We start from the raw sequence: 23,318 nt of genomic DNA, 5'->3' as shown, positions 1-23,318 counted from the left end.
TCTTACTTTTAAACACATTTATTGATAGCACAATGGAACGACGACAGGCTATTCATCTAAATATACTAAAAGCAACAAAGTGTGAGAAAAGAGCCTAATTAAAAATTCATTTATGCTACTAGAAGGTTGTGAAAATATGAGAGTAGTTTCAGGGAAATGTAAAGGTCATCCTCTTAAGGCTGTTCCTGGTCAGTCTACGAGACCAACAACGGATAAAGTAAAAGAAGCCATTTTTAACATTATTGGCCCTTATTTTGAGGGGGGACTTGGACTTGATTTGTTTGGAGGTAGTGGCGGTTTAGGAATTGAAGCGATAAGCAGAGGATTAGATAAGGTTATTTTTGTAGATATTGATCAAAAAGCTATACATACCATTAAACTTAATGTTGATTCTTGTAGGCTTAAGGATCAGGTTGAGATTTATCGAAATGAAGCAGAGAAAGCGTTAAAAGTACTAATTAAAAGGGAACTAAGTTTTGATTATATTTTTCTAGATCCGCCTTATCATAAGCAGAAATTGACCTCACTCCTATCTATCATTGATAGTCATCACATTTTAAACGAACAGGGGAAGGTTATAGTTGAACATTCAACTGATGTAGAATTGCCAGAAACCATCGGTGAACTTTTGCTAACACGCTCAGAAAAGTATGGTATTACAGCAATCTCAATTTACCAATATGATGATGAAAAAAATCAAGAAAAAGGGGGAGTGGCACTTGTCTAAAATTGCAGTCTGTCCAGGTAGCTTTGATCCAGTAACTCTAGGACATTTAGATATTATAAAAAGGGGTTCAGACATATTTGATAAGGTATATGTGTGTATCCTTAACAATTCTTCTAAACAACCGTTATTTACAGTGGAAGAACGGATCTCACTTCTTAAAGAAGTAACCAAGGACATGCCTAATGTAGAGGTGGATTCCTTTAAAGGTTTGTTAATTGACTATGCAGCTAGTAAAAATGCAAAAGTTGTGTTAAGAGGACTACGTGCTGTATCAGATTTTGAATATGAGATGCAAATTACGGCAATGAATCGCAAACTTAATGAAAATATAGAAACCCTTTTTATGATGACAAATAGCCAATATTCCTTCTTAAGTTCATCTATAGTGAAGGAAGCTGCTAAATATCATGGTAATATAACAGATCTTGTGCCTGAAGTCGTAGAAAGAGAGTTGCAGAAGAAGTTTAAAAAAGCTCGGACATAAGTATTCCAGACAATAATAAACCCGATCTATTTGGTGACTTTTAAAATGAATCCTTCACCTTATAGTTCGGGTTTTAATTTGTCGATGCATACTATTTTTAATGATTAGTGAAATGAAGCGAAAGACACTCGACTCCTCGAAAATGCATCCGCATTTCCTTTGTGCGTGGGCCCATTCAGAGAAGAAAATTCAAAGTCCTGCGGGAAAAAGAGGTTGAGACCCCGCAGGCGAAGCCGAGGAGTGGGGTTTTTCACGTTAGTGAAAATACCCTTCTTATCTCCCCTCGGAAAGAGAGTGTTTGAAGTGCAATGGAACGCACTTGTTTTTCAAGGGGAAGCTGAATTAAAAAGTAACAAGTATTTTAAGAAAGTATATATAATCAATAAAATAATTACGAAATTATTCTTGTTTGAAGTAGATTGATATAGTCATGTCCCGAGACCCTTATCTGGCTTATTTCTAAAACGTTGTTGTTTTCTAATCTACTTTATTAAAAGTCAAGCTCACTTTTAACGATAAATCCCGTATTTATCGTTTAGAAAAGAGCCTTTTATCTAATAAAACTTCTTCTAGTAAGTATGACAATATAAATACAAAGTGAAAGAATGGTAAAGATAGGGCCGAACGTTGTGACCTGGTTAAAAAGTGTAGTTGAATAGGTGGCGGAATCCTCTAACCACTTCATCACTGGGACAGTACTTTCAGATTCAAAAGCCTGTAGATTAACATATATGGGCTTCCAAAGGATAAGAGCAAAAATGCTCGCAAATAATCCGTGAAAGAGTCGAGCAATAAAAAATGGTTTAAAACGAATATCTGTATCTGACAATATACTAGCCACTTGAGCCTGAACAGAGAAACCGCAGAAACCAAGAATAAAACTTACGATGATTACCTTTCCTAATAAATCTGCGTCAGTTTTGCTAGTCAAATCACTTCCTAATGTAATCTCAAAAAGTCCTGAGATAAGGGGAACACTTAATTCTGTTGAGAGATGTAATGTTTGGAACAGAACAGAAAGTAAGAGTCCAAAAAGATCGGTCACATGAACTAAAGTTAATAGACGGTTTAAAACAGAAAATAAAATTATGAACCCACCAATCATTAGTAAAGTCTGAATGGAAGATGTCACAGCATCTCCTAACATTTTACCAAGGGGGCGTTTCTCCTCTAATCTCGTCCGATGTAACACTCGAAAGGCATCCATAATTGAAAATCTTCTACTCTCTTCTTTTTGGTCATTCGTTTCGGTTGAATGTCCATGAAACCTCATCATCAACCCTACACAAACATTACCAATATAATGAGCAAGAGCAAGAAGCAATCCTACTTTAGGGTTACCAAAGAAACCTACGGCAACAGCACCAAAAATAAATAAAGGATTTGAAGAGTTAGTAAAAGAAACAAGACGTTCAGCTTCAATCTTTGTCAACTGCTCTTCTTGTCGCATTCTTGCTGTAAACTTTGCGCCAGCTGGAAAGCCAGAAGCCATACCCATTGCCCAAACAAACCCACCTACACCTGGAACACGAAAGATCGGTCTCATAATCGGCTCCAACACGACTCCTATAAACTTAACGACGCCAAACCCAATCAGCATTTCAGAAACAATAAAAAAAGGTAATAGAGAAGGAAATACAATCCTCCACCACATATCTAATCCATTAAGAGAAGCTTCAAATGAGGCTTTAGGAAAAGTGATTAATGAGATAGCCATTAATGTAACAAAAGTTGCTAATAAGACGGTCTTGAATCTCGATAACGTCAACGTAATGCCTCCTATGTAAGACTTCTAAATTAGAGCTAAGCTGAGTAAGAATGTAGGGATAAGCAATAAAATAGCCATTGTTTGTCCCACCAATAGTACCAATATACGTAAAGGGGTGGCGGATTTAGACCATAAGAATACAATAAAATAAGCGAAAATATTCTAGAAAAGTACAGGCACTCTCTAAATGTTCTGTATATAACATGAAAAAATGAACTGGAGATGATATGCTTGAGACAACCTAAAATTGGTCTAGCACTTGGTTCTGGTGGTGCAAGAGGGTTTGCACATCTTGGTGTAATAAAAGTGTTGTTGGATCATGATATTCCAATAGATTATATTGCAGGAAGCAGTATGGGGGCACTGATTGGGAGTTTTTATGGAGCGGGACTTGGAATTGACCGCTTATACAATCTAGCACTCGCGTTTAAACGGAAGTATTATCTTGATTTTACCGTACCTAAAATGGGGTTTATCTCTGGAAATCGAGTGAAAGAATTGATAAAGGTATTTACTCAAGGGAAAAATATAGAGGATTTGAATATTCCTTTAGCTATTGTAGCAACGGATTTATTGAAGGGCGAGAGAGTCGTATTCAGGGAAGGACCTGTTACAGATGCAGTCAGGGCAAGCATTTCTATACCAGGTATATTTGTGCCTGAGAAGAAAAACGGAAGGGTCCTTGTCGACGGTGGCGTCATTGATCGTCTTCCTGTTACTGTAGCTAGAGATATGGGTGCTGATATTGTGATTGCTGTAGATGTCAATAATGGTAAAGTAGTAGAAGAGATTTCTTCTATATTTGATGTTATCATGCAAAGTATTGAGCTTATGCAAGATGAACTTGTCAAATATGTAGTAAATGATTCGGACATAACCATTAAGCCTAAGGTTGGTGTATTTAGCGCAAGGGCATTTACCAATATTGAAGAAATTATTAAAATGGGGGAAGAGGAAGCGTTATTATTGCTACCGGCCATACAAGAAGTGATTGAAAGTTGGAAGGAGAAAAAGGGTGAGTAAGAATAAAAAAATAGCTTTATTTATTTTTGCGACGATTGTAGTAGTGGGATTAAACATAATAAAACTTCCTTATTACCTGAATATGCCTGGGGATGCTTATGAACTTTCACCGATTATTGAAGTAGATGGCGGAGATGCAGCAGAAGGTAAATTTATGATGACAACCGTTGGGGTAAGCCGTGGAAAGGTCAATGTGCTGACATATCTTTGGGCAAAGGTAGCACCATATTATGAATTAATACCTGCTGAAAGAATGAGAGTTCATGGGGAAACAGATCAAGAGTATTTCTATAGGCAGTTACATATGATGGATACTTCACAGAATGTTGCAATCGCTGTTGCTTATGAATTAGCCAATAGGCCTGTTGAATATAAATACAACGGTGTTTTTGTTATGAGTGTTATTGAAGGTATGGATGCAAAGGGAAAGCTTGAAGTGGGAGATCGGATTTTTGAAGTCGACAATAAGCCACTTCTTAGTTCAGAAGAATTTATTGAATATGTTGGGAATTTAGAAAAAGGTGATCAAGTTGAATTATCAATAGAACGAGAGGGAGAAGTGATGAAAAAACAAATCATCATTAGTCCCTTTCCAACGGAGCCAACCAAAACTGGGGTAGGAATCTCGCTTGTGACGGATCGTGACATTGATGTTCAACCTGAAGTCAAAATTGATACAAATGCCGTTGGAGGTCCTTCTGCTGGTTTAATGTTTACGCTTGAGATCTATAATCAGTTGACAGAAGGTGATTTAACAAAAGGCTATAAAATTGCTGGTACCGGTACGATGAGTTATGAAGGGGTAGTGGGTCCAATTGGAGGCATTGTTCATAAAATTGTGGCTGCCGATAAGGCTGGCGCTGACTACTTCCTTGCACCAAGTGAACAGGGGGCAACTGACTCCAATTACACAGATGCAGTTCACACTGCTAACGAATTGGGAACTGATATGAAAATTATCCCAATAGATACTTTAGATGATGCAATAAGATTTTTACAATCAGTTGAACAACAAAAATAGGAAGAGACTGTTAGTCAGTCTCTTCCTATTTTTTATGACATAATAAATTCCCTATTTTCTTTATTATAACGAATGGGAGGAGTAGAAAATTCAGTCTGAAACCATTCAGTACGCATGGGCTCATCAAAAATCATTCCATAAGTATGTGCTGCTTTAACATCTAACTCTAGTTGTTTATTTGTAAAACTAGATAGTTTTGAGATGATTGGCAACGTAACATTTTTCTTTTGTTGTTGAAGAAAAGACCTTCCTGTTTCACTCATCCCCAATAGACGAATGTATGATGCATTATTTTCATTTAACACATTTACCATTACTGGTTTAGTAGTATTTGTTAAGATATGTGTGCACAGTCTTTGCAGTCTGGTCCATGTGTATCTTTTTGTTTTGACACCTTCCATAAACTCCTGAAAGCTTTTTGCCTTTTTCATATGGGAGATAATCCTATGTTCAAGCCCTTCCTCCATTTCATATATAGATTCAAGCTCAGAAGAAGAAGACGTCAACACTTTATATTTTAGTAGATGAAAGTAATCTTCCCATTGGTGGAATTTGTGAAACTGATTTTTATAATTTGCCAACTCTGTAAACGTTGAGTCCGGTACATATGAGTCTATTTCATGTAATTGCCCTTTTGTAAACAAGGCCTTACGTATACTTGTGGCGCTAGCAATAGAAGCAGAGCTAAAGTGTTCATCATGATAGTTTGCTCCAGTCCTTATTATTGTCTTAGGGACAATATTTGCCTTTTGATCATAAATTGCTTTGACATAATGATAGCCTAATATGTTATTAGGAAGGGAAAGGTCAACGACATTCTCTTTAATATGTAACATTTGAAATGCCAGGGATGCCGATTTTGGAAAGCTGTTACCTTCTCTGCTGAAAGTATGTATGTATGAGTCAAAATCATCCTTTTTTTCTAGCATAACTTGAACGGTGTTTGTAAAATCTTCAATATTTCCTGATTCACTGCCAAAACAAACTTCATTTACTCCTAAGGCTTCTAATATTGAAATTGCTCCGTTTGCGAATATTTCTGCCTTCTGAGTAGCAAAAGCATAGGGTAATTCTATTACTAAATCAACGCCAGCAAGAAGTGCCATTTTTGTACGAATCCATTTAGAAACGAGAGCAGGTTCGCCCCGTTGAAGGAAAAAACCACTCATGACAGCAACCATACAATCAGCGTTAGTCGTTTTTTTTGATTGTTGTAAGTGATACAAATGTCCATTGTGAAAAGGATTATATTCTACAATAACTCCGGCTGTCTTCATAAACAGGCCTCCTTTATATATGGAAAAAGCATTAGGTTTAGCATACAGCACTTAAAAATTGGTTGTATATACAGAAGAATCATAATAAAATGGTGATTAGTTTAATTCGTCAATTGGCATATTAAATGAAAACATGATAAAGTGTGAAGAGTAGCTTGAATCAATTAATTACATTATTAACAGGGGTTTTTCCTTAATAGATAATGGTGAAATCGGTTGTCTACAACCTTTTCTTTTAATTAAGTATAGTGTAAAGAAAAAATATTGACAATTCAATTGTAGAAAGCTATAATTACCTTTGTTGCCTTGAGGTGATCATTTGTGAAATGGCATGTACATCAGTTAAAAAAATATCAGCATAAACCACTTTTGATAGACGAAACGGTTGATGTAAGTGAATTGAAAAAAATGGATCACGAAATCAGAGACACATCTCCAGTACACGTTATTGGAAAAGTTGATGTCAGTAGTGATAAAGCAACCTTTCATCTACAGATAGCTGGAACACTTGTATTACCTTGTTCTAGAACTTTAGTAGATGTTAAGTTACCTTTTGACATTACAACAACAGAGCATTTCCTCCTTCAGCCTGTTGATTACGAGGTGGATGAGGATTTTCATGAAACAGATGGAGAAGTAGTGGACTTGCTTCCTGTAATCATGGAAAATATTCTTCTTGAAATTCCGATGCAAGTATTTGCAGAGAATCCTAATAAAGAAGAGAGTGCTCCACAGTCTGGTAAGGATTGGCAAGTTATAACCGAACTAGAAAAAGAAGAAAAAGTTGATCCGCGTTTAGCTGGATTAGCGAAATTTTTTGAAAACGATAAGTAATAGAGCGTGTTTATTTGAAACATTCTCTTACTAGTTCATTTTTTAAGGAGGTGGGAAGAATGGCTGTACCTTTTAGAAGAACATCTAAAACTGCAAAGAGAAAGCGCCGTACACATTTCAAGTTAGAAATTCCTGGAATGGTGGCTTGCCCTAACTGTGGTGAGATGAAATTAGCTCACCGTGTATGTAAAGAATGTGGAACATACAAAGGGAAAGATGTTGTAAACAAATAATTTACACAAATCCAAGACCGTACTATTTTTAGTACGGTTTTTTCTATACCATTTTATATAATTTTACTGGAAGTGAAGAGATTATTCTGTGTAATTACTTCCATGACGAACCATAAGCAATATAAGGGGGAGAAAGTGTGGAGAAAGTAAGTGTGGTAAGAAAAAATAGTGGTATGGTCATCGCTACTATTGAACGGTCAAATGTTCGAAATGCCATTGATTATCAGGTAATGGATGAACTGGAGCACATCTTGGATGAAATAAATGCAGATCATCGATGTAAAGCGTTTATGATAACTGGTAGAGGAGAGCAAGCGTTTTGTTCGGGTGGAGATTTATCGAGTTTTAGTGACCTACATACAGAAGAAGAAGCATACGGAATGCTCTCCAAAATGGGAAACATCTTATATAAATTATTAACTCTTAAAAGGCCGACCTTCGCATTACTAAATGGTATTGCCATTGGAGGTGGAATGGAATTAGCGAGTGCATGTGACTTTAGAATTGCCAGACCAAATACAAGGATAGGTTTTATCCAAGGTAGATTAGCTATTACAACTGGATGGGGTGGTGGTACTATTCTCTTAGAAAAGCTTCCATTTCATATAGCTTCTGAATTATTATATTCTGCTACCATTCAATCAGCTGAATGGGGAAAAGAGAAGGGTTATATCAACCATATTTTAGGAGAATCAAATTGGTTCAATGAAGGGATCAACTGGATTGAGCAAGTAATTGCTACTAGTAATGCCTCTGTATTATCGGCTTACAAAGAGATGGCGGTTAGAAAATGGGAGGCAGGCTCCTTAAAGGAACGAATGAGCAAAGAGATTCAGCAATGCGCTAAACTTTGGGCATCTAAAGAGCATCATGAAGCCGTTCAAAAATTTCTTTCAAAAGAGAGATAACAGAAAAAAAAGAGAAAATTATGCTAGGGTTCAACTATTCTATGTCTATCTTTTCTACCAGTCGCATATGTATGAATAAAAAAGTGACTAGGGGGAATATCCGATGACGACTGTTCGTCAAGATGCATGGACACAAGATGAAGATCTATATTTAGCAGAAGTTGTTTTACGTTATATAAGGGAAGGCGGCACGCAATTAACAGCATTTGAAGAGGTAGGCAGAAAACTCTCTCGCACATCAGCTGCTTGTGGATTCCGTTGGAATTCGTATGTAAGAAAACAATATAAGCAGGGAATTGAAACCGCTAAAAAACAAAGAAAAGAGTTGAAGAAGGAAGGAGCTCTTACAAAAGTGGCTCCAAAAGAAATAAGTCTTTCTCAGGAAGAAAATCAATCAGATTACTCCATTACATTATCTGATGTTATCCAGTATTTACAAAGCTATGAGCAAACAGAAGATGTACAGCATTCATTAAAGAAAGAAAACGAATACTTACAAGATAAACTCTCAAAACTAGAGACAGAATACACTCAGTTACTAAAGGAAAAGAAGGAAGTAGAGCATCAGCTAGAGCTTGTAAAAGAAGATTATAAAGCCTTAATTGGAATTATGGATCGAGCTCGTAAAATGATGATGCTCCAGGATGAAGATGAAATCAAAGCTAAAATTCAACTGGAAAAAAGTGTGTAATGTGGAGTTGATTATCACACTGTAGGCTTAGCATGTGATTTATCATTTAAACATTATCAAGTTTTCAACTATAAAAAAACAGCTGATTATTTCATCAGCTGTTTTTTTGCTAAGTATAAGATTTTAACGAAGTTGCTCTTTAACTCCCTCTGGATACCAGACAAGAGGATTTTCTCCAAGGTCTCTCTCCATGTCATAAGTGACAGAGGTGAAGCCCATTGCATTCCAAAATTCTTTAGATTTTACACGCGGGTTCGTTTTTATAGGTAGATTGAAGCTTTTAGCGTAATCTACTAAAGCTCTTCCGAAGCCTTTATGTTGATAATCTGATAATACCTCTAATTTCCAAAGTTCTAAGTAATCTTGTGGTGGATCAAAGTACTTATCAAACCTTTCGTCCACTCGATATAAGCTCATTCGGGCAACAAGTTTGTCACCAAAGTATATACCATAAAATGGAGAATCACTGTCGTTCTCAATTATATTCTCTTGTAAATCCTCCAGCATAGAAAGTTCCTGAATACCGTATTCTTTGAATTTTTTAAACTCTTCTATTGTTTTGTAGTTAACATTTAGTTTTACTACTTTTAGAGTTGTCATGTAACCCTCTCCCTTATCCAGAATCTGCTGTATTTCCAATAGTAACTAGAACTATAATCATATTATAATACAATTTTTTATAAAATTCTCAAAAAAAATACGTAAGCGTTTACAAAATGAAAGAGGAATTATTCCAAACGTAAAGAAATATTAGTGGTAGGGGACTATTTATTACTATGTTAAATGAACATTGTTGATATTAGCATCGTTGATAGAAGTAGAGGAAACGAAGAATCTTACGAGAAATGTGTAGAGTGGAGTTTATTTCTAAGATGCTTCTTCATTAACGTGAGTGAAAGACCAAGTTCCTTTAAGCAAACATCAACACTAATGTCTAACAGCCGTAAAAAATGCAGGTGTCATTCTTTATTTAATCCATGCTTCAAGTAAGCTTGGTTAATCAGAAGGACATAATATTTGAACTGAAAGGAGCTTAATCTGTTGAAAAAAATTCTGATTGCAAATCGTGGAGAAATAGCCCTTCGTATTATTAAGACGTGTAAGAGGATGGGGATTGAAACTGTTGCTATATACTCAGAGGCAGACGCTGAGTTACCCTATGTTAAGGAAGCAACCGTCTCCTATTGTATTGGAGAGCCCCCTGTACAGAAATCGTATCTAAATGTAGAGAAAATATTAGAGGTTGCCATAAAGGAGAAAGTTGATGGGATTCATCCGGGATATGGATTTCTCTCTGAAAACGCTTCATTTGTGAAGCAAGTGGAAGAGAAAGGAATTACTTTTATTGGTCCATGCTCTTCCGTCATCTCTAGTATGGGTGATAAAGTCATCGCTAGACAAACTATGTTAAAAGCAGGAGTACCAGTTGTACCTGGTAGTGAAGCGGGATTAACTAGTTTGGAAGAAGTTTGTGAGGCTGCCGCAAAAATTGGCTATCCAGTTATGTTAAAGGCGAGCGCGGGTGGTGGTGGAATTGGAATGCAGAAATGTGATGATGAAGAATCGTTAAAAAAAGCATTCCAGACAACTAAAGGTAGGGCTAAAGCCTATTTTGGTAATGACGACATCTTTTTAGAAAAATTTATTACCAATGCTCGTCACATCGAAGTACAGGTTATGGGTGATAAAAGTGGGAATCTAATTCATCTATTTGAACGAGATTGCTCGATTCAAAGAAGAAACCAAAAAGTAATTGAAGAATCTCCTAGCCCATTTATTACGGATGAAATTAGAGAGAAGCTTTGTCATACAGCCATAAAAGCAGCAAAAGCAGTTAAGTATGAAAATGCTGGAACGATTGAATTTGTCATGGATGAACAAGGTGAGTTCTACTTTCTTGAAATGAATACGAGATTACAAGTTGAACATCCTGTTACGGAAATGATTACGGGTATTGACCTTGTTGAGTGGCAACTCTTAATTGCAATGGGGGAGAGTTTGCCTTGTTTGCAGGAAGAGGTTAAGAGTAATGGGCACGCAGTTGAGTTTAGATTATACGCTGAGCATCCTGAAAATTTTATGCCTTCACCTGGTCAAATGGAAGAATTCAGCTTTCAAGAAGGAGCGGGTATCCGAGTAGATTTTGGTTACTTGGCTAACAACAAGGTGACACCATTCTATGATCCTATGATTGCAAAAGTAATTATTCACAGTGAGGATAGAGAGAGTGCTTTACTAAAGGCTACGGAGTTTTTTCAAAACCTTACAATAAGAGGTATTAAACATAATGGGCCTTTGTTTGATAGGATTTTGCGAGATCCAAACTATGTAGCTGGACAATATACAACGTCTTTTATTACTAATTTAAATAAGTGAGTGGAGGAAAAGATATGAAAGAGATAACAGCAACAATGGCCGGAACAGTTTTAAACGTATTAGCTGAGGTAGGGAAAAATGTAACAGAAGGGGAAGAGTTATTAATCCTTGAGTCTATGAAAATGGAAATTCCTGTAGAAAGCACAGTGGCAGGAGAAGTCGTTGAGTTGAAAGTAGCAATAGGTGATTTTGTAAATGAAGGAGACGTTCTGATCGTCATTAAGTAACGGAATGGAGGGGTGACCATGATTAAAACGGAACAGCTAGAAAAGCTTCTTCAAGAGAAGAGGGAGAAAGTTCATGCAGGTGGTGCAGAGAAATACCATGAAAAATTAAAAGTGCAAAATAAATTGTTTGTCCGCGATCGTCTAAAGCTTTTATTTGATAATGGCGAATTTGTTGAAGATGGTTTATTTGCAAACAATATGGCCAATGATCTACCAGCAGATGGAGTTGTTACAGGTACTGGAAAAGTTAATGGTACAACTGTTTGTGTCATGGCTAACGATTCTACCATTAAAGCAGGTTCCTGGGGAGCAAGGACGGTTGAGAAGATTATTCGAATACAAGAAACAGCTGAAAAACTAAAAGTCCCTCTATTATATTTGGTAGACTCTGCTGGAGCGAGAATAACGGACCAACTTGAAATGTTTCCAAACCGTCGAGGAGCAGGTAAGATATTTCATAATCAAGTTAAACTGTCGGGAATGATTCCACAAATATGTATACTGTTTGGACCTTCTGCAGCAGGCGGTGCCTATATTCCTGCCTTTTGTGATATTGTCATTATGGTTGAAAATAATGCCTCTATGTACTTAGGTTCACCTCGAATGGCAGAGAAAGTAATTGGCGAAAAGGTGACATTGGAGGAAATGGGTGGAGCACGCATGCATTGTACCGTTAGTGGATGTGGTGATGTATTAGCGCGCGATGAGGAAGAAGCCATCGCTTATGCAAGGTCTTACTTAGAGTATTTTCCGAGTAACTATAAACTTCGTACTCCTATAGTAGAAGGCATTCAACCTAAGCAGGGAAGAAGTCTTACAGAGATTATACCTGAAAATCAAAATGCCCCTTTTGATATGTATGAAGCAATTCATACTTTGATTGACGAAGATAGTTTCTTTGAGATTAAAAAACTATTTGCACCTGAACTAATAACAGGACTTGCTAGGTTAAACGGTCGTACGGTTGGGATTATTGCTAATCAACCAAAAGTTAAAGGTGGAGTGTTGTTTGTAGATTCGGCAGATAAGGCGGCGAAATTTATTACACTCTGTGATGCCTTCCACATTCCACTCTTGTTCTTAGCGGATGTACCAGGATTTATGATTGGAACGAAGGTTGAACGTGCAGGTATTATTAGGCACGGAGCTAAGCTAATTGCTGCTATGAGTTCGGCCACTGTACCGAAAATCTCAGTAATAGTCAGAAAAGCATACGGAGCAGGCTTGTATGCGATGGCAGGCCCTGCGTTTGAGCCTGATTGTTGTATTGCTTTACCGACTGCCCAAATTGCTGTAATGGGTCCAGAAGCTGCTGTCAACGCAGTTTATTCTAATAAAATAAATGAAATTGAAGATCCGAAAGAAAGACTACAATTTGTGCAGCAAAAACATCAAGAGTACAAGGAACATATTGATATTTACAAGCTCGCATCAGAAATGATAATTGATGATATCGTTGCTGCTTCTGAGCTAAGAGAAGTGCTCATCCAACGATTTGAACAGTATTCAACAAAAGATGTCATGTTTGGAGAAAGAAAACATCCAGTCTATCCGGTTTAAAGGTAGAAACGAGGGGCCTATGATCTAACATAGGTCCTTTCTTTTTTGCTCAAATAGAGTTTCTTTTACAAATCTATAGAGAAATTGTCCTACGGAGACGTGAATTTTGTTATGATAGTAAGGAAATACGGTAAGAGGGAGATTTACTATGAATATTGGTATCATTGGGGCTGGTTCCATTGGACTTTTGTTTGGAGCTTACCTAGGTGTACACCACAAGGTGACGATGTTTACAAAAACAATAAAACAAGCTGATATGCTTAAGACTGAAGGAATTAACCTACATACAAATGGAATGGTAAAGAGTATTAGAGTGAATGCTCTTCCTACTGAGAATGAAAATAAATTTAATCAATATTCCGTCGTAATTGTATCAGTTAAACAATACCACTTACCAACCATTATCCCATTATTACAATTTATTCCAAAGCATGTAACTCTACTTTTTGTTCAGAACGGAATGGGACATATAGATTTATTAAGGAATTTATCACATCATAATATAATGGTTGGAGTAGTTGAGCATGGTGCATTAAAGTTAAATGATATTACCGTAAAGCACACGGGAATAGGATTGACGAAAATTAGTAATTTTAAAGGCAATACATCAGCAAATGAGTTTGTTACTAATTGTTCTACTTCGGATTTCACCATACAAGCTATAGAAGATTGGAATAGTATGTTACTCACAAAACTAGTGATTAACTCTATGATTAATCCATTATCAGCCTTATTACGGGTTGAAAATGGTCAGCTTGTTAGTAATCCTCATTTTTATCAGATATTTAAAGAGCTATTCCAAGAAATCATCTGCTTGTTGAAGCCAAATCATCCGCAACAGCTATGGGAATCAGTTCAATCCATCTGTGAAAAAACAGCTAGAAACAGATCTTCTATGCTCCGTGATGTTGAGCAGAATAAAGATACAGAGATTGAAGGAATTCTTGGATATTATAGAAATTTACCAGACTTCTCAACTACTCATACACCAATCCTTGACTTTCTTTATCAAGCAATAAAAGGGATTGAAGAAGGGAGGGGACGATAGTGAGTTCTTTTTTTTCATGGATTTTCGCAACAGTGATTACTGCCCCACTACTTGGATTTGTAGTGATATTTACTGTATTAAGATCAGTCCTTTCATCGAAGAAGCGAGCTTTTCATTATTCAGTAGACGCAACAACTTTGCTGCTCATGATATCCGTCTATTTTTTAGGAAAAGTGATTTTCAATATTACTCTCCTTACTCCCATCATTGTTTTTACTCTGCTAATCGCTATTATTTTCGTTTTTATTAATTGGAAAGTAAGAGAAGAGATTCATATCCAAAAAGTAATAAAAGGGGTTTGGAGATTTAATTTTTTATTTTTCTTCATTTGTCACATAGTATTAATGATATGGGGGATTTCAAGTAGGGTTTGGGAGCTTTAAAGCAATTTTCTAAAGGCTCTTTTCTAATACTTTGTTGCTTTTCAAGCTAGGTGTAAGTACAAACAACATTTAATACCAAAACAGTCTTAATTAATCAGCAAGCAAGTTTTTTCCTTTTTTCAGATACGAGTGCTATACTCGAGAAAGAAAATTCTAGAGAGTCTAGAAAGGAAGGACCTTCATGGAAATTCATGAACATGTACTACCCATAACAAATAAATTAATGGAAGACTACTTAGGAAATGGTTTACATAGATCCTCTGATTTTCATTATTCGCCATATGATTATGAATCATATTCTGAAAGAATTACAGAACTGAAAAAGTATACATTTCCGAGAATAAGATTAGTTGAACATTTAACTATATTTAACCAAAGGTATCAAGCTGACAAAAATACCATTGAAAATATAAAAAAATTAGAAGATCCGAATACTTTAGTTGTTGTAGGAGGACAACAAGCAGGTATACTAACAGGGCCACTTTACACCATTAATAAAATCGTGACGATTATTCAGCAAGCGAAGTTGATAGAGGAACGGCACCAAACACCTGTTATACCAGTATTCTGGATAGCAGGGGAGGATCATGATTTTCCTGAAATTAACCATACATATACTGAAGTTAATGGGAAAATGAAGAAGCATTCTGTCCAACAGAAATGGCCGAATAAACATTCTGTTAGTGACGTTCAGCTAGATCATCAAGCATGCCAAGAATGGATTAATGAATTATTTAGTTTTTATGGTGAGACCTCTTATACAAATGAAATACTTGAGGAAATTAATAAATGTTTACAAGATTCTAATACATATGTTGATTTCTTTGCGAAACTTATTTTTCTATTGTTTAAGGAAACAGGTTTAGTGCTCGTCGACTCTGGGAATGAGCAATTAAGAGAGCTTGAAATTCCTGTGTTCGAAACCATTTTAAGAGAGAATGCTGCTATTGACTCAGCATTGAAGAAGCAACAACAAACATTAAAGGATCGGAATATCTCACTAATGATAGATAGTGAAGAAAACTCAGCCCATATCTTTTACCATTTACACGGAGAAAGAGTGTTATTGGAGAGAATGGTGGAAGAGGGGAATGTGTTCTATCGAGGGAAGAACAATGAATGCCGTTTTTCTGAGAAGGAGCTTCTTGCCCTACTACATGAACATCCTAATCGTTTTAGTAATAATGTAGTAACTCGTCCCATTATGCAGGAATACCTATTCCCAACAATCATGTTTGTTGCCGGCCCAGGTGAAATTGCTTATTGGGCTGAGCTGAAACAGGTGTTTGAAGGGTTAGATCGCAAAATGCCTCCTGTTTTTCCGCGACTTATGACAACCGTCATATTACGCTCTGTTTTACGTGATATAAACGAAATGGATATGTCAATACCAAGTGTTTTGTTACAAGGCGTTTCTAAAGAAAAACAAGAGTTTTTGGAACAAATTAAGGATTCAAAGATTACGAACGAAATACAGTTGATGAAGGTATCTCTAAAAAATCACTATGAAACACTTAGTTACTCTGCAACTGCTATTCATGATAGCCTTACTCAAATGGTTTCTAAAAATGAAGCTCTTATTCATAAGCAGCTTGATTTTCTTGAGACAGAATTTTATAAACATGCTCAAAGAAAAAACGAAGTGATATTACAACGATTTGACCGAATCCAGCATTTAGTTAGACCGGAGAATCATCCCCAAGAGAGAATGATTAATATTTTTTATTTTATTAATTTATTCGGTTTTTCTATTATTAGTCAAATCTTAAATGAGACTTCATCCTCTGAATACTCACATAAAGTTTTATATATGTAACGTGAAATGTCACCCTTCTTGTAAAGAAGGGTCTTTTTTTGTCTATCATAATCAAGAATTGGTGTTTTTCTCATTAAAAAGTCGAGAAAAAATTTACATAAATCCCCTTTAGGCTATTGCAGGAATTTCAATTATAAGAGAAAATAGACTTATTAGTGGTGATTTGTGGTGGAAAGTGGTTAGTTTGGGGTAGAAAGTGGGTGCAAGGGCATGTTTATGGGCGAGTATCATCACAATATAGATGCGAAGGGTCGCATTATTGTACCGTCCAAATTCAGAGATGGTCTTGGCACTACGTTTATTCTGACAAGAGGATTAGACAAGTGCTTATTTGGTTATCCCCTTGAAGAATGGAAAACACTTGAGGACAAGCTAAAAACATTGCCATTAACGAAAAAAGACGCACGTGCCTTTACGCGTTTCTTCTTTGCAGGTGCTATTGAATGTGAAGTAGACAAGCAGGGGAGAATAAATATATCTACACCACTCTTGCAATATGCGGGGTTAGAAAAAGAGTGTGTCGTCATTGGAGTCTCAAATCGAGTTGAGATTTGGAGTAAATCAGGTTGGGAAGATTTCTTCTCAGAATCTGAAGAGTCCTTTGCAGACCTGGCAGAGAATTTAATTGATTTTGATATCTAAAAAATAAAGTCTATAACAGATAAGAGGTGCTTCCTATGTTTCAACATAAAACGGTGTTATTGGACGAGGCAGTTGAGGGTTTACATATAAAACCTGATGGAGTATATGTTGACTGTACACTTGGTGGAGCCGGTCACAGTTTAGCTATTGTAACAAAGCTCACAAAAGGCGGTAAGCTTTTTGCATTTGATCAAGATAGCTTGGCAATTGAGCATGCTAAAGAGAAATTAAAAAGCTATCAGGATCAAGTGACGTTAATAAAAAGTAATTTTCGTTATCTTAAGGAAAAGTTGGCAGAGTTAGGTATCCATGAAGTGGATGGTATTTTATTTGATCTAGGGGTATCCTCCCCACAATTAGACCTTCCTGAGAGGGGATTCAGCTACCACCACGATGCTCCACTTGACATGAGAATGGATCAGGAATCAGAGCTATCTGCTTTCGATGTTGTTAATCATTGGCCATACGAAAAGCTAGTTCGAATATTTTTTCACTATGGAGAAGAGAAGTTCTCGAAGCAAATTGCTAGAAAAATTGAAGCCTATCGTGAAAAAAAATCAATTGAAACAACGTTGGAGCTTGTTGACATTATTAAGGATGGGATTCCTGCACCTGCCAGAAGGACAGGGGGACATCCTGCAAAGAGAGTTTTTCAGGCAATTAGGATTGCTGTTAACGATGAACTTCAAGCTTTTGAAGAGACCTTAAAAGAAGCCATTTCAATCACTAGTAAAGGTGGAAGAATTAGTGTCATTACGTTCCATTCTTTAGAGGATCGAATTTGCAAAACTATTTTTAAAGAAGAATCAAGTGGACCTAATTTACCACATGGTTTACCAATGATCCCAGAAGAATATCAACCAAATATTAAGCTGGTAACTAGAAAACCAATTCTGCCTTCAGACGAAGAACTTGAGGAAAACAACCGTGCACGCTCAGCTAAATTACGAATTGCAGAAAAGATAAAGTAGATACAGTAATTAATACTTTGTTGTTCTTTACATCTAATACTACAAAAACAATAAGAAAATAAAGCCAAAACATAAGGTAAGGGAGGCCCGATATATGAGCAACTTGGCGTATCAAATTCAACAACGTCGAAAAATTGAAGAAGAACAACAATATCAACAACAAGCAGGGCAACAAATACAGAAAAAACTTAAGGTTACCTTTGGGGAGAAAGTACTTTTCCTAATGTTTGCTGTAATGGTTTTAATTGGAAGTATCGTCATGGTATCAAATAGTGCTAAAATATACTCAGTAAATCGAGATATTAGCAAACTACAAACATCCATTGATACTCAGGCAAAAGTGAATGCTGACTTAGAACTTCAAGTCATGGAGTTAAGTACATACGAACGAATCTGGGCAAAAGCTCAAGAACTTGGGTTAATGTTGAATGAGAACAATGTGAAAGTAGTCCAAGACTAAATGAATTTGTGAGTGTGGTCTAAACATGAAAACTAAAAGTAGTAATATTAATAGAGGAGCGGCTTTCTTTTCGGTAATTTTTGGCTCGCTCTTTTTTCTTTTAGCTTTGCGTTTTCTGTACATCCAAATTACAGGGACAGTGGATGGACACGAGCTACCAGTGATAGCGAACCAGAAATATACCCAGTCGACCGTTTTAGAGGCTGATAGGGGGAGTATTCTAGATCGAAATGGTATAGCCATTGCACAGGATACACCAGCTTATACCATTGTCGCCATTCTAGACGAGGAACATTCTAAGGATTCAAAAGAGATTAGGCATGTAGTCAATCCAAAAGAGACGGCTGAAAAATTATCTCCCTTATTAGACATTAGTGAAGAAAAGTTACTGCAAATGTTTGAAAAAGGTATAGATAGAGGGAGCTTCCAAATTGAATTAGGGTCGAGTGGTAGAGACATTAGCTATCAACTTATGCAAGAGATACAAGCTCTTGAATTACCGGGTATTACTTTTCTAAAGGGGAAAAAACGTTACTATCCTAATGGGAATTTTGCAACTCATGTCGTTGGGTTTGCAAAGAAAAATGAAGATGGTGTGGTAGAAGGCTTACAAGGTCTAGAACGAACTTTAGAAGACTACCTTAAAGAAGAAGATGGAAAGAGAGTTTACCAGAGAGACCGAAACGGCATTAAACTTCCGACTAAAGATGATATTGTACCTCCTAAAAACGGTTATAGTGTTTATTTAACGATTGATCAAAAGATACAGACTTTCCTAGAAGATTCAATGAATAAAGTAATGAAAGAATACGAGCCAGAGAATATCGTGGGTATTGTTGTTGATCCAAAAACAGGTGCAATTTTGGCGATGAGCTCTAGGCCGAGCTATGATCCAAATCATATTCCAGCGAATGCGTATATGTTAAATGATCCGATTGCTTCAAGGTATGAACCTGGATCAACGATGAAAATGTTTACGTTAGCGGCTGCTATTGAAGAGGGCGTCTTTAATGCGAATGAAACTTATAAATCAGGCTCGTTTACTGTTGGACCAAGTACGATTAGAGACCATTATAGAGGTGGTTGGGGTACAATCACTTATTTAGAAGGCTTTCAGCGTTCTTCGAATGTTGCGATGGCTAATTTAGTAATGAATAAAATGAATGGTGATGATAGACTATTAAACTACCTAAATAGCTTTGGGTTTAGTGCACCAACCGGAATTGACTTACCAGGGGAAGCTTCTGGTCAAATTTTGTATAACTATCCAATTGAAAAAGTGACTACTTCCTTCGGACAAGGAACAACCGTTACGCCGATTCAACAAATTCAGGCAGCTACGGCTATTGCAAATGGTGGAAAAATGATGAAGCCGTTTATTATTGACAAGATTGTGGATCCTGTCACAAAAGAGGTCGTTGAGGACCGGAAACCAACTGTAGCAGGCACTCCGATATCGGAAGAGACGGCTAACCAGGTGATGGATATTCTAGAAACAGTTGTTTCGTCAGAGAATGGAACAGGAAAGCCGTATCGTATTGAAGGATATGAAATTGCAGGGAAAACAGGAACCGCTCAAATACCAGACCCGAATGCAAAAGATACGAAGAGAAAATATTTAACGGGACATGGAAACAACATCTTCTCATTTTTAGGGATGGCCCCTAAAGAAGATCCAAAACTATTGGTATATGTTGCAGTAACTAAACCAAAATTAACTCTTCATGAAACAGGTTCACAGCCTGTATCCATGATTTTTAATAGTGTAGTAAAAAATAGCTTACAATACCTTAACATTAAGCCAACTCAATCTGAGAAAAATGAACAGACTACTTCTTCGGAGAAGCAAGTTGGTATGGTACTTGCGTCGTATGTTAATCAAGCAGTAGGTAAAGTATCTGAAACCTTATATAGCCAACAGTTACAGCCAATGGTTATTGGAGACGGAGGAACTGTCATAGAGCAAGCCCCGTATGCAAAAAGCGAAGTTATTGTAGGGGAGAAAATAATATTAAAAACAGATGGCACTAGTAACATGCCGGATTTAACAGGATGGTCTTTACGAGATGTCATGAAAGTAAGTCAATTGTATGATCTAAAGGTTAATTTAATGGGCAGTGGTTATGTAGTAGCCCAAAATATATCCCCAGGTGCGGAAATTAAGGTTGGAGACCAGCTTGTTATTGAACTACAAGCTCCAAATACAGCTCAACCAGCTTCTAATCCTGAAGAAGTCGATAGCGAAGGCCAGCCACAAGATTAGTATAGTAACGTCTTCAGAGGCTGGGACATATATGTTGTATTAGAATTAATAAGCCCGAATTATTAGGAAATCTTTAGGTACCTAATAATTCGGTTTTTTTGTTGTTTTGGAAATTATAAAATAATCATTTGTGGATAACTAGGGTCAGTGCATTTCAATCCAGCTCCAGCCCCCAGCCCCTCGAAAGAAAAAGAACAACACTTTTTCCTCGGTCAAAGGAACATTTGCTATGCCTGAGGCTAACCGGGGCGCTTGCGCCTTTTGTTCTTGATTTCGCTTCCTGTTTTGGAAAAAGTACCTAATAATACAACTCTACTTCTTGAATTCAAGTCTTTGTTCTCCCTAAATCGTTCTATTCGAAAAAGTACAAGCATAAGATGAAACGAGCCCTGAATAAGGTACAAACGCTATAGTTTTAGCCTACTCTACATAAATGGGCCTAACCGATAGAAGTTGATAGTTTCTAGCTTGTGCACCGATCTTAAAGTATAGAGAACAGGTGACATTGCTGTGTAATAGGGGAGGAACGTTAAGGATGCGTGTATCAAATGTGACAGTAAGACGAAGATTGATAATCGTTTTAACAGTAGGTGTTCTTCTATTTTCGATTATTGATATTAGATTAGGATTTGTGCAATTTTGGATAGGAGATTGGCTGACAGAGAGGGCGAAAAATTCATGGAGCCGAAACATTCCGTTTGAACCAGAGCGTGGAGAGATCTTAGATCGGAATGGAGTTCCGCTCGCAACGAATATTAGTGCGCCTACTGTCTATGTAATGCCAAGACAGATTGAAAATGCATCAGAATCCGCAGGTCAGCTTGCTACAGCAATTGGAATTTCAGAGAAAAAAATGTATGAATATTTAACGAAGAACTCTTCTATTGTAAAAGTAAATGAAGCGAGAAAAATCTCTCATGAAAAAGCTAGAGAAATTCAATCGCTTGGTATAAAAGGTGTCTATATTGCAGAAGATTCTAAGCGTCATTATCCTAACGGTAGCTATTTATCTCATGTCCTAGGCTTTGCGGGTATTGATAATCAAGGTCTTATGGGACTAGAACTCTACTATGATGAAGAGTTAAAAGGTAATGATGGTAGTCTAAAGCCTTATATCACGGCAAAAGGACAACCAATGCAGAACTTGTCGGCAGACTATGACCCACCTGAGGACGGGTTAAATCTGAAGTTAACCATTGATTCTAAAGTTCAAACCATTATTAATAGAGAACTAGATATCGCCGAATCAAAATATAATCCAGATGGGCTCATCGCAATAGCTATGGACCCAAAAACAGGAGAAATTTTAGGAATGGATAGCCGACCTAATTTTGATCCGGCTAACTTTCAAGAAGTACCACAAGAAATCTATAACCGTAATTTACCTGTATGGAGTACCTATGAGCCGGGATCTACTTTTAAGATTATTACACTTGCAGCAGCATTGGAAGAAAACGAAGTAGACTTAGAAAAAGAAGAATTTAACGATTCTGGCTCAGTTAAAGTGGGGGGAGCCACACTTCACTGTTGGAAACGAGGGGGGCATGGGCACCAATCCTTTCTTCAAGTTGTTCAAAATTCTTGTAACCCTGGATTTATTGAGCTCGGAGAACGTTTAGGAAAAGAGAGATTATTTAAATATATTAAGGATTTTGGTTTTGGACAAAAAACCGGAATTGATTTACAAGGAGAAGGAAAAGGAATTCTATTCAATATTGACCGTGTAGGTCCAGTTGAGCAGGCGACTACAGCCTTTGGTCAAGGAGTATCCGTGACACCAATACAACAGGTAGCAGCCGTTGCAGCAGCAATAAACGGTGGTTATTTATATACGCCTTATATTGCCAAGGAGTTTGTTGATCCTAATACAGGGGAAGTTGTAAGCAAGAACACTCCTGAGTTAAAGAGACGTATTATATCAGAGGAAACGTCGAAGCAAGTCAGATATGCTTTAGAAACGGTTGTTGCACAAGGTTCAGGGCGGAATGCGTTTGTTGAAGGATATCGTGTAGGAGGAAAGACTGGTACCGCCCAAAAAGTTAAAGATGGTCGTTATATGGAAAATAATCATATTGTATCATTTATAGGCTTTGCGCCGGCAGATGATCCTCAAATTGTTATATATGTTGCAGTTGATAATCCTAAGGGTACTATTCAATTTGGTGGGGTTGTAGCAGCGCCAATTGTAGGAAGTATTATAGGTGATAGCTTAAGGGCTATGGGGGTTGAACCTAGAGAAGGACAGATTGAGAAAGAATCAAGGCCATATTTAGATCCTATAATGGTTGAAGTGCCTAATCTGCTTGGGTTAACAAAACAGGAAATTGCTCAACAATATTATAATTTTAAGCTTGATCTAGAGGGCGAAGGAGATGTGATTATCCAACAATCTCCACGTAGTGGTACAAAGGTCGAGGAAGGTGCTACGATTAGAGCGCTATTAGGAAACTCCGACAAAAAGAAAGAAGAAACTGTGGAGTAAATCCATGGTTTCTTTTTCTATACAACATCATGTAAAATAGTATAGGATGTCTTTACTTATGATATCTAATTAGTAAGGTGTGAAAATGTGGCTTTTTTTACAATAGAGCCTATTAAGAGAGGAA

General features: G+C 36.9%; 22 protein-coding genes. 19 read left to right on the top strand and 3 right to left on the bottom strand.

The features are described from left to right. Positions 1 to 136 precede the first annotated feature (136 nt). Together rsmD and coaD are read left to right on the top strand one after the other, a co-directional pair. Entirely contained in the window at positions 137 to 727 is a 591-nt protein-coding gene (gene rsmD, locus LT143_RS04485; RefSeq protein WP_246940261.1) for a 16S rRNA (guanine(966)-N(2))-methyltransferase RsmD, read from the top strand. Beyond that, positions 720 to 1,211 (top strand): pantetheine-phosphate adenylyltransferase, encoded by a 492-nt coding sequence (gene coaD, locus LT143_RS04480; RefSeq protein ID WP_246940256.1) that lies wholly within the window; start codon positions 720 to 722, stop codon positions 1,209 to 1,211. Before rsmD ends, coaD begins: the two co-directional genes overlap by 8 nt. Positions 1,212 to 1,761: 550 nt before the next feature. Here the strand turns inward: coaD and ylbJ are convergent. After that, positions 1,762 to 2,979, bottom strand: coding sequence for a sporulation integral membrane protein YlbJ (gene ylbJ, locus LT143_RS04475; RefSeq protein WP_246940252.1), 1,218 nt, complete (start codon positions 2,977 to 2,979; stop codon positions 1,762 to 1,764). A 231-nt stretch (positions 2,980 to 3,210) separates the two neighbouring features. Here ylbJ and LT143_RS04470 point away from each other — a divergent pair, with 231 nt between their 5' ends. Both LT143_RS04470 and LT143_RS04465 read left to right on the top strand, forming a co-directional pair. Next, complete coding sequence (locus LT143_RS04470; RefSeq protein ID WP_246940249.1) at positions 3,211 to 4,002, top strand: patatin-like phospholipase family protein; 792 nt, start codon at positions 3,211 to 3,213, stop codon at positions 4,000 to 4,002. Beyond that, positions 3,995 to 5,023, top strand: a complete 1,029-nt coding sequence (locus LT143_RS04465) for a SepM family pheromone-processing serine protease (protein ID WP_246940246.1) — start codon at positions 3,995 to 3,997, stop codon at positions 5,021 to 5,023. The genes LT143_RS04470 and LT143_RS04465 overlap by 8 nt, the downstream gene beginning before the upstream one ends. 32 nt (positions 5,024 to 5,055) lie before the next feature. On the opposite strand, the gene LT143_RS04460 is transcribed toward LT143_RS04465, so the two are convergent. Next, positions 5,056 to 6,300 carry a nucleotidyltransferase gene (locus LT143_RS04460; protein WP_246940243.1) on the bottom strand — a complete coding sequence of 415 codons (1,245 nt, stop codon included), beginning with the start codon at positions 6,298 to 6,300 and terminating at the stop codon, positions 5,056 to 5,058. 321 nt (positions 6,301 to 6,621) lie between these two features. On the opposite strand from LT143_RS04460, the gene LT143_RS04455 reads away from it, so the two are divergent. From LT143_RS04455 to LT143_RS04440, 4 genes are all read left to right on the top strand, one after another. Further along, the gene (locus LT143_RS04455) at positions 6,622 to 7,134 is read left to right on the top strand and encodes a YceD family protein (RefSeq protein WP_246940238.1); all 513 of its coding nucleotides are present in this window, start codon (positions 6,622 to 6,624) and stop codon (positions 7,132 to 7,134) included. A 59-nt stretch (positions 7,135 to 7,193) separates the two neighbouring features. Beyond that, a complete protein-coding gene (gene rpmF / locus LT143_RS04450) occupies positions 7,194 to 7,367 on the top strand; it encodes a 50S ribosomal protein L32 (RefSeq protein ID WP_163176875.1) in 174 nt (57 codons plus the stop codon). A gap of 137 nt (positions 7,368 to 7,504) precedes the next feature. Continuing rightward, positions 7,505 to 8,275, top strand: a complete 771-nt coding sequence (locus LT143_RS04445) for an enoyl-CoA hydratase/isomerase family protein (protein WP_246940235.1) — start codon at positions 7,505 to 7,507, stop codon at positions 8,273 to 8,275. 103 nt (positions 8,276 to 8,378) lie between these two features. Further along, positions 8,379 to 8,966 carry an RsfA family transcriptional regulator gene (locus LT143_RS04440; RefSeq protein WP_246940232.1) on the top strand — a complete coding sequence of 196 codons (588 nt, stop codon included), beginning with the start codon at positions 8,379 to 8,381 and terminating at the stop codon, positions 8,964 to 8,966. A gap of 123 nt (positions 8,967 to 9,089) precedes the next feature. On the opposite strand, the gene LT143_RS04435 is transcribed toward LT143_RS04440, so the two are convergent. Further along, on the bottom strand, positions 9,090 to 9,566 hold the full coding sequence (locus LT143_RS04435; RefSeq protein WP_246940229.1) for an N-acetyltransferase: 477 nt from the start codon (positions 9,564 to 9,566) through the stop codon (positions 9,090 to 9,092). 441 nt (positions 9,567 to 10,007) lie between these two features. On the opposite strand from LT143_RS04435, the gene LT143_RS04430 reads away from it, so the two are divergent. The 11 genes from LT143_RS04430 (at position 10,008) to LT143_RS04380 (ending at position 23,194) form a co-directional block, all read left to right on the top strand. Next, positions 10,008 to 11,342: an acetyl-CoA carboxylase biotin carboxylase subunit gene (locus tag LT143_RS04430; protein ID WP_246940226.1), complete on the top strand. Its 1,335-nt coding sequence runs from the start codon at positions 10,008 to 10,010 to the stop codon at positions 11,340 to 11,342. Positions 11,343 to 11,356: 14 nt separating this feature from the next. After that, positions 11,357 to 11,569, top strand: coding sequence for a biotin/lipoyl-containing protein (locus LT143_RS04425; protein ID WP_246940223.1), 213 nt, complete (start codon positions 11,357 to 11,359; stop codon positions 11,567 to 11,569). Between the two features lie 18 nt (positions 11,570 to 11,587). Next, positions 11,588 to 13,129 (top strand): acyl-CoA carboxylase subunit beta, encoded by a 1,542-nt coding sequence (locus LT143_RS04420; protein WP_246940221.1) that lies wholly within the window; start codon positions 11,588 to 11,590, stop codon positions 13,127 to 13,129. Positions 13,130 to 13,277: 148 nt separating this feature from the next. Next, complete coding sequence (locus LT143_RS04415; RefSeq protein WP_246940218.1) at positions 13,278 to 14,177, top strand: 2-dehydropantoate 2-reductase; 900 nt, start codon at positions 13,278 to 13,280, stop codon at positions 14,175 to 14,177. Next, entirely contained in the window at positions 14,177 to 14,560 is a 384-nt protein-coding gene (locus tag LT143_RS04410; RefSeq protein ID WP_246940214.1) for a DUF3397 domain-containing protein, read from the top strand. Before LT143_RS04415 ends, LT143_RS04410 begins: the two co-directional genes overlap by 1 nt. Positions 14,561 to 14,741: 181 nt before the next feature. Beyond that, positions 14,742 to 16,376 (top strand): bacillithiol biosynthesis cysteine-adding enzyme BshC, encoded by a 1,635-nt coding sequence (gene bshC / locus LT143_RS04405; RefSeq protein ID WP_246940210.1) that lies wholly within the window; start codon positions 14,742 to 14,744, stop codon positions 16,374 to 16,376. 210 nt (positions 16,377 to 16,586) lie between these two features. Continuing rightward, on the top strand, positions 16,587 to 17,018 hold the full coding sequence (mraZ, locus tag LT143_RS04400; protein WP_246940207.1) for a division/cell wall cluster transcriptional repressor MraZ: 432 nt from the start codon (positions 16,587 to 16,589) through the stop codon (positions 17,016 to 17,018). Between the two features lie 35 nt (positions 17,019 to 17,053). After that, positions 17,054 to 17,989 carry a 16S rRNA (cytosine(1402)-N(4))-methyltransferase RsmH gene (rsmH, locus tag LT143_RS04395; protein ID WP_246940204.1) on the top strand — a complete coding sequence of 312 codons (936 nt, stop codon included), beginning with the start codon at positions 17,054 to 17,056 and terminating at the stop codon, positions 17,987 to 17,989. A 94-nt stretch (positions 17,990 to 18,083) separates the two neighbouring features. After that, positions 18,084 to 18,449 (top strand): cell division protein FtsL, encoded by a 366-nt coding sequence (gene ftsL, locus LT143_RS04390; RefSeq protein ID WP_246940201.1) that lies wholly within the window; start codon positions 18,084 to 18,086, stop codon positions 18,447 to 18,449. A gap of 25 nt (positions 18,450 to 18,474) precedes the next feature. Next, complete coding sequence (locus LT143_RS04385) at positions 18,475 to 20,712, top strand: penicillin-binding protein (protein ID WP_246940198.1); 2,238 nt, start codon at positions 18,475 to 18,477, stop codon at positions 20,710 to 20,712. A gap of 535 nt (positions 20,713 to 21,247) precedes the next feature. Continuing rightward, positions 21,248 to 23,194: a stage V sporulation protein D gene (locus LT143_RS04380; RefSeq protein ID WP_246940196.1), complete on the top strand. Its 1,947-nt coding sequence runs from the start codon at positions 21,248 to 21,250 to the stop codon at positions 23,192 to 23,194. Positions 23,195 to 23,318: the final 124 nt, after the last annotated feature.

The sequence above is a fragment of the Bacillus pinisoli genome (assembly GCF_023036475.1).
Taxonomy (GTDB): domain Bacteria; phylum Bacillota; class Bacilli; order Bacillales; family SA4; genus Bacillus_BS; species Bacillus_BS pinisoli.
Note: the sequence above shows the minus strand (reverse complement) of the source record. Positions and strands in the feature narration are given on the sequence as shown.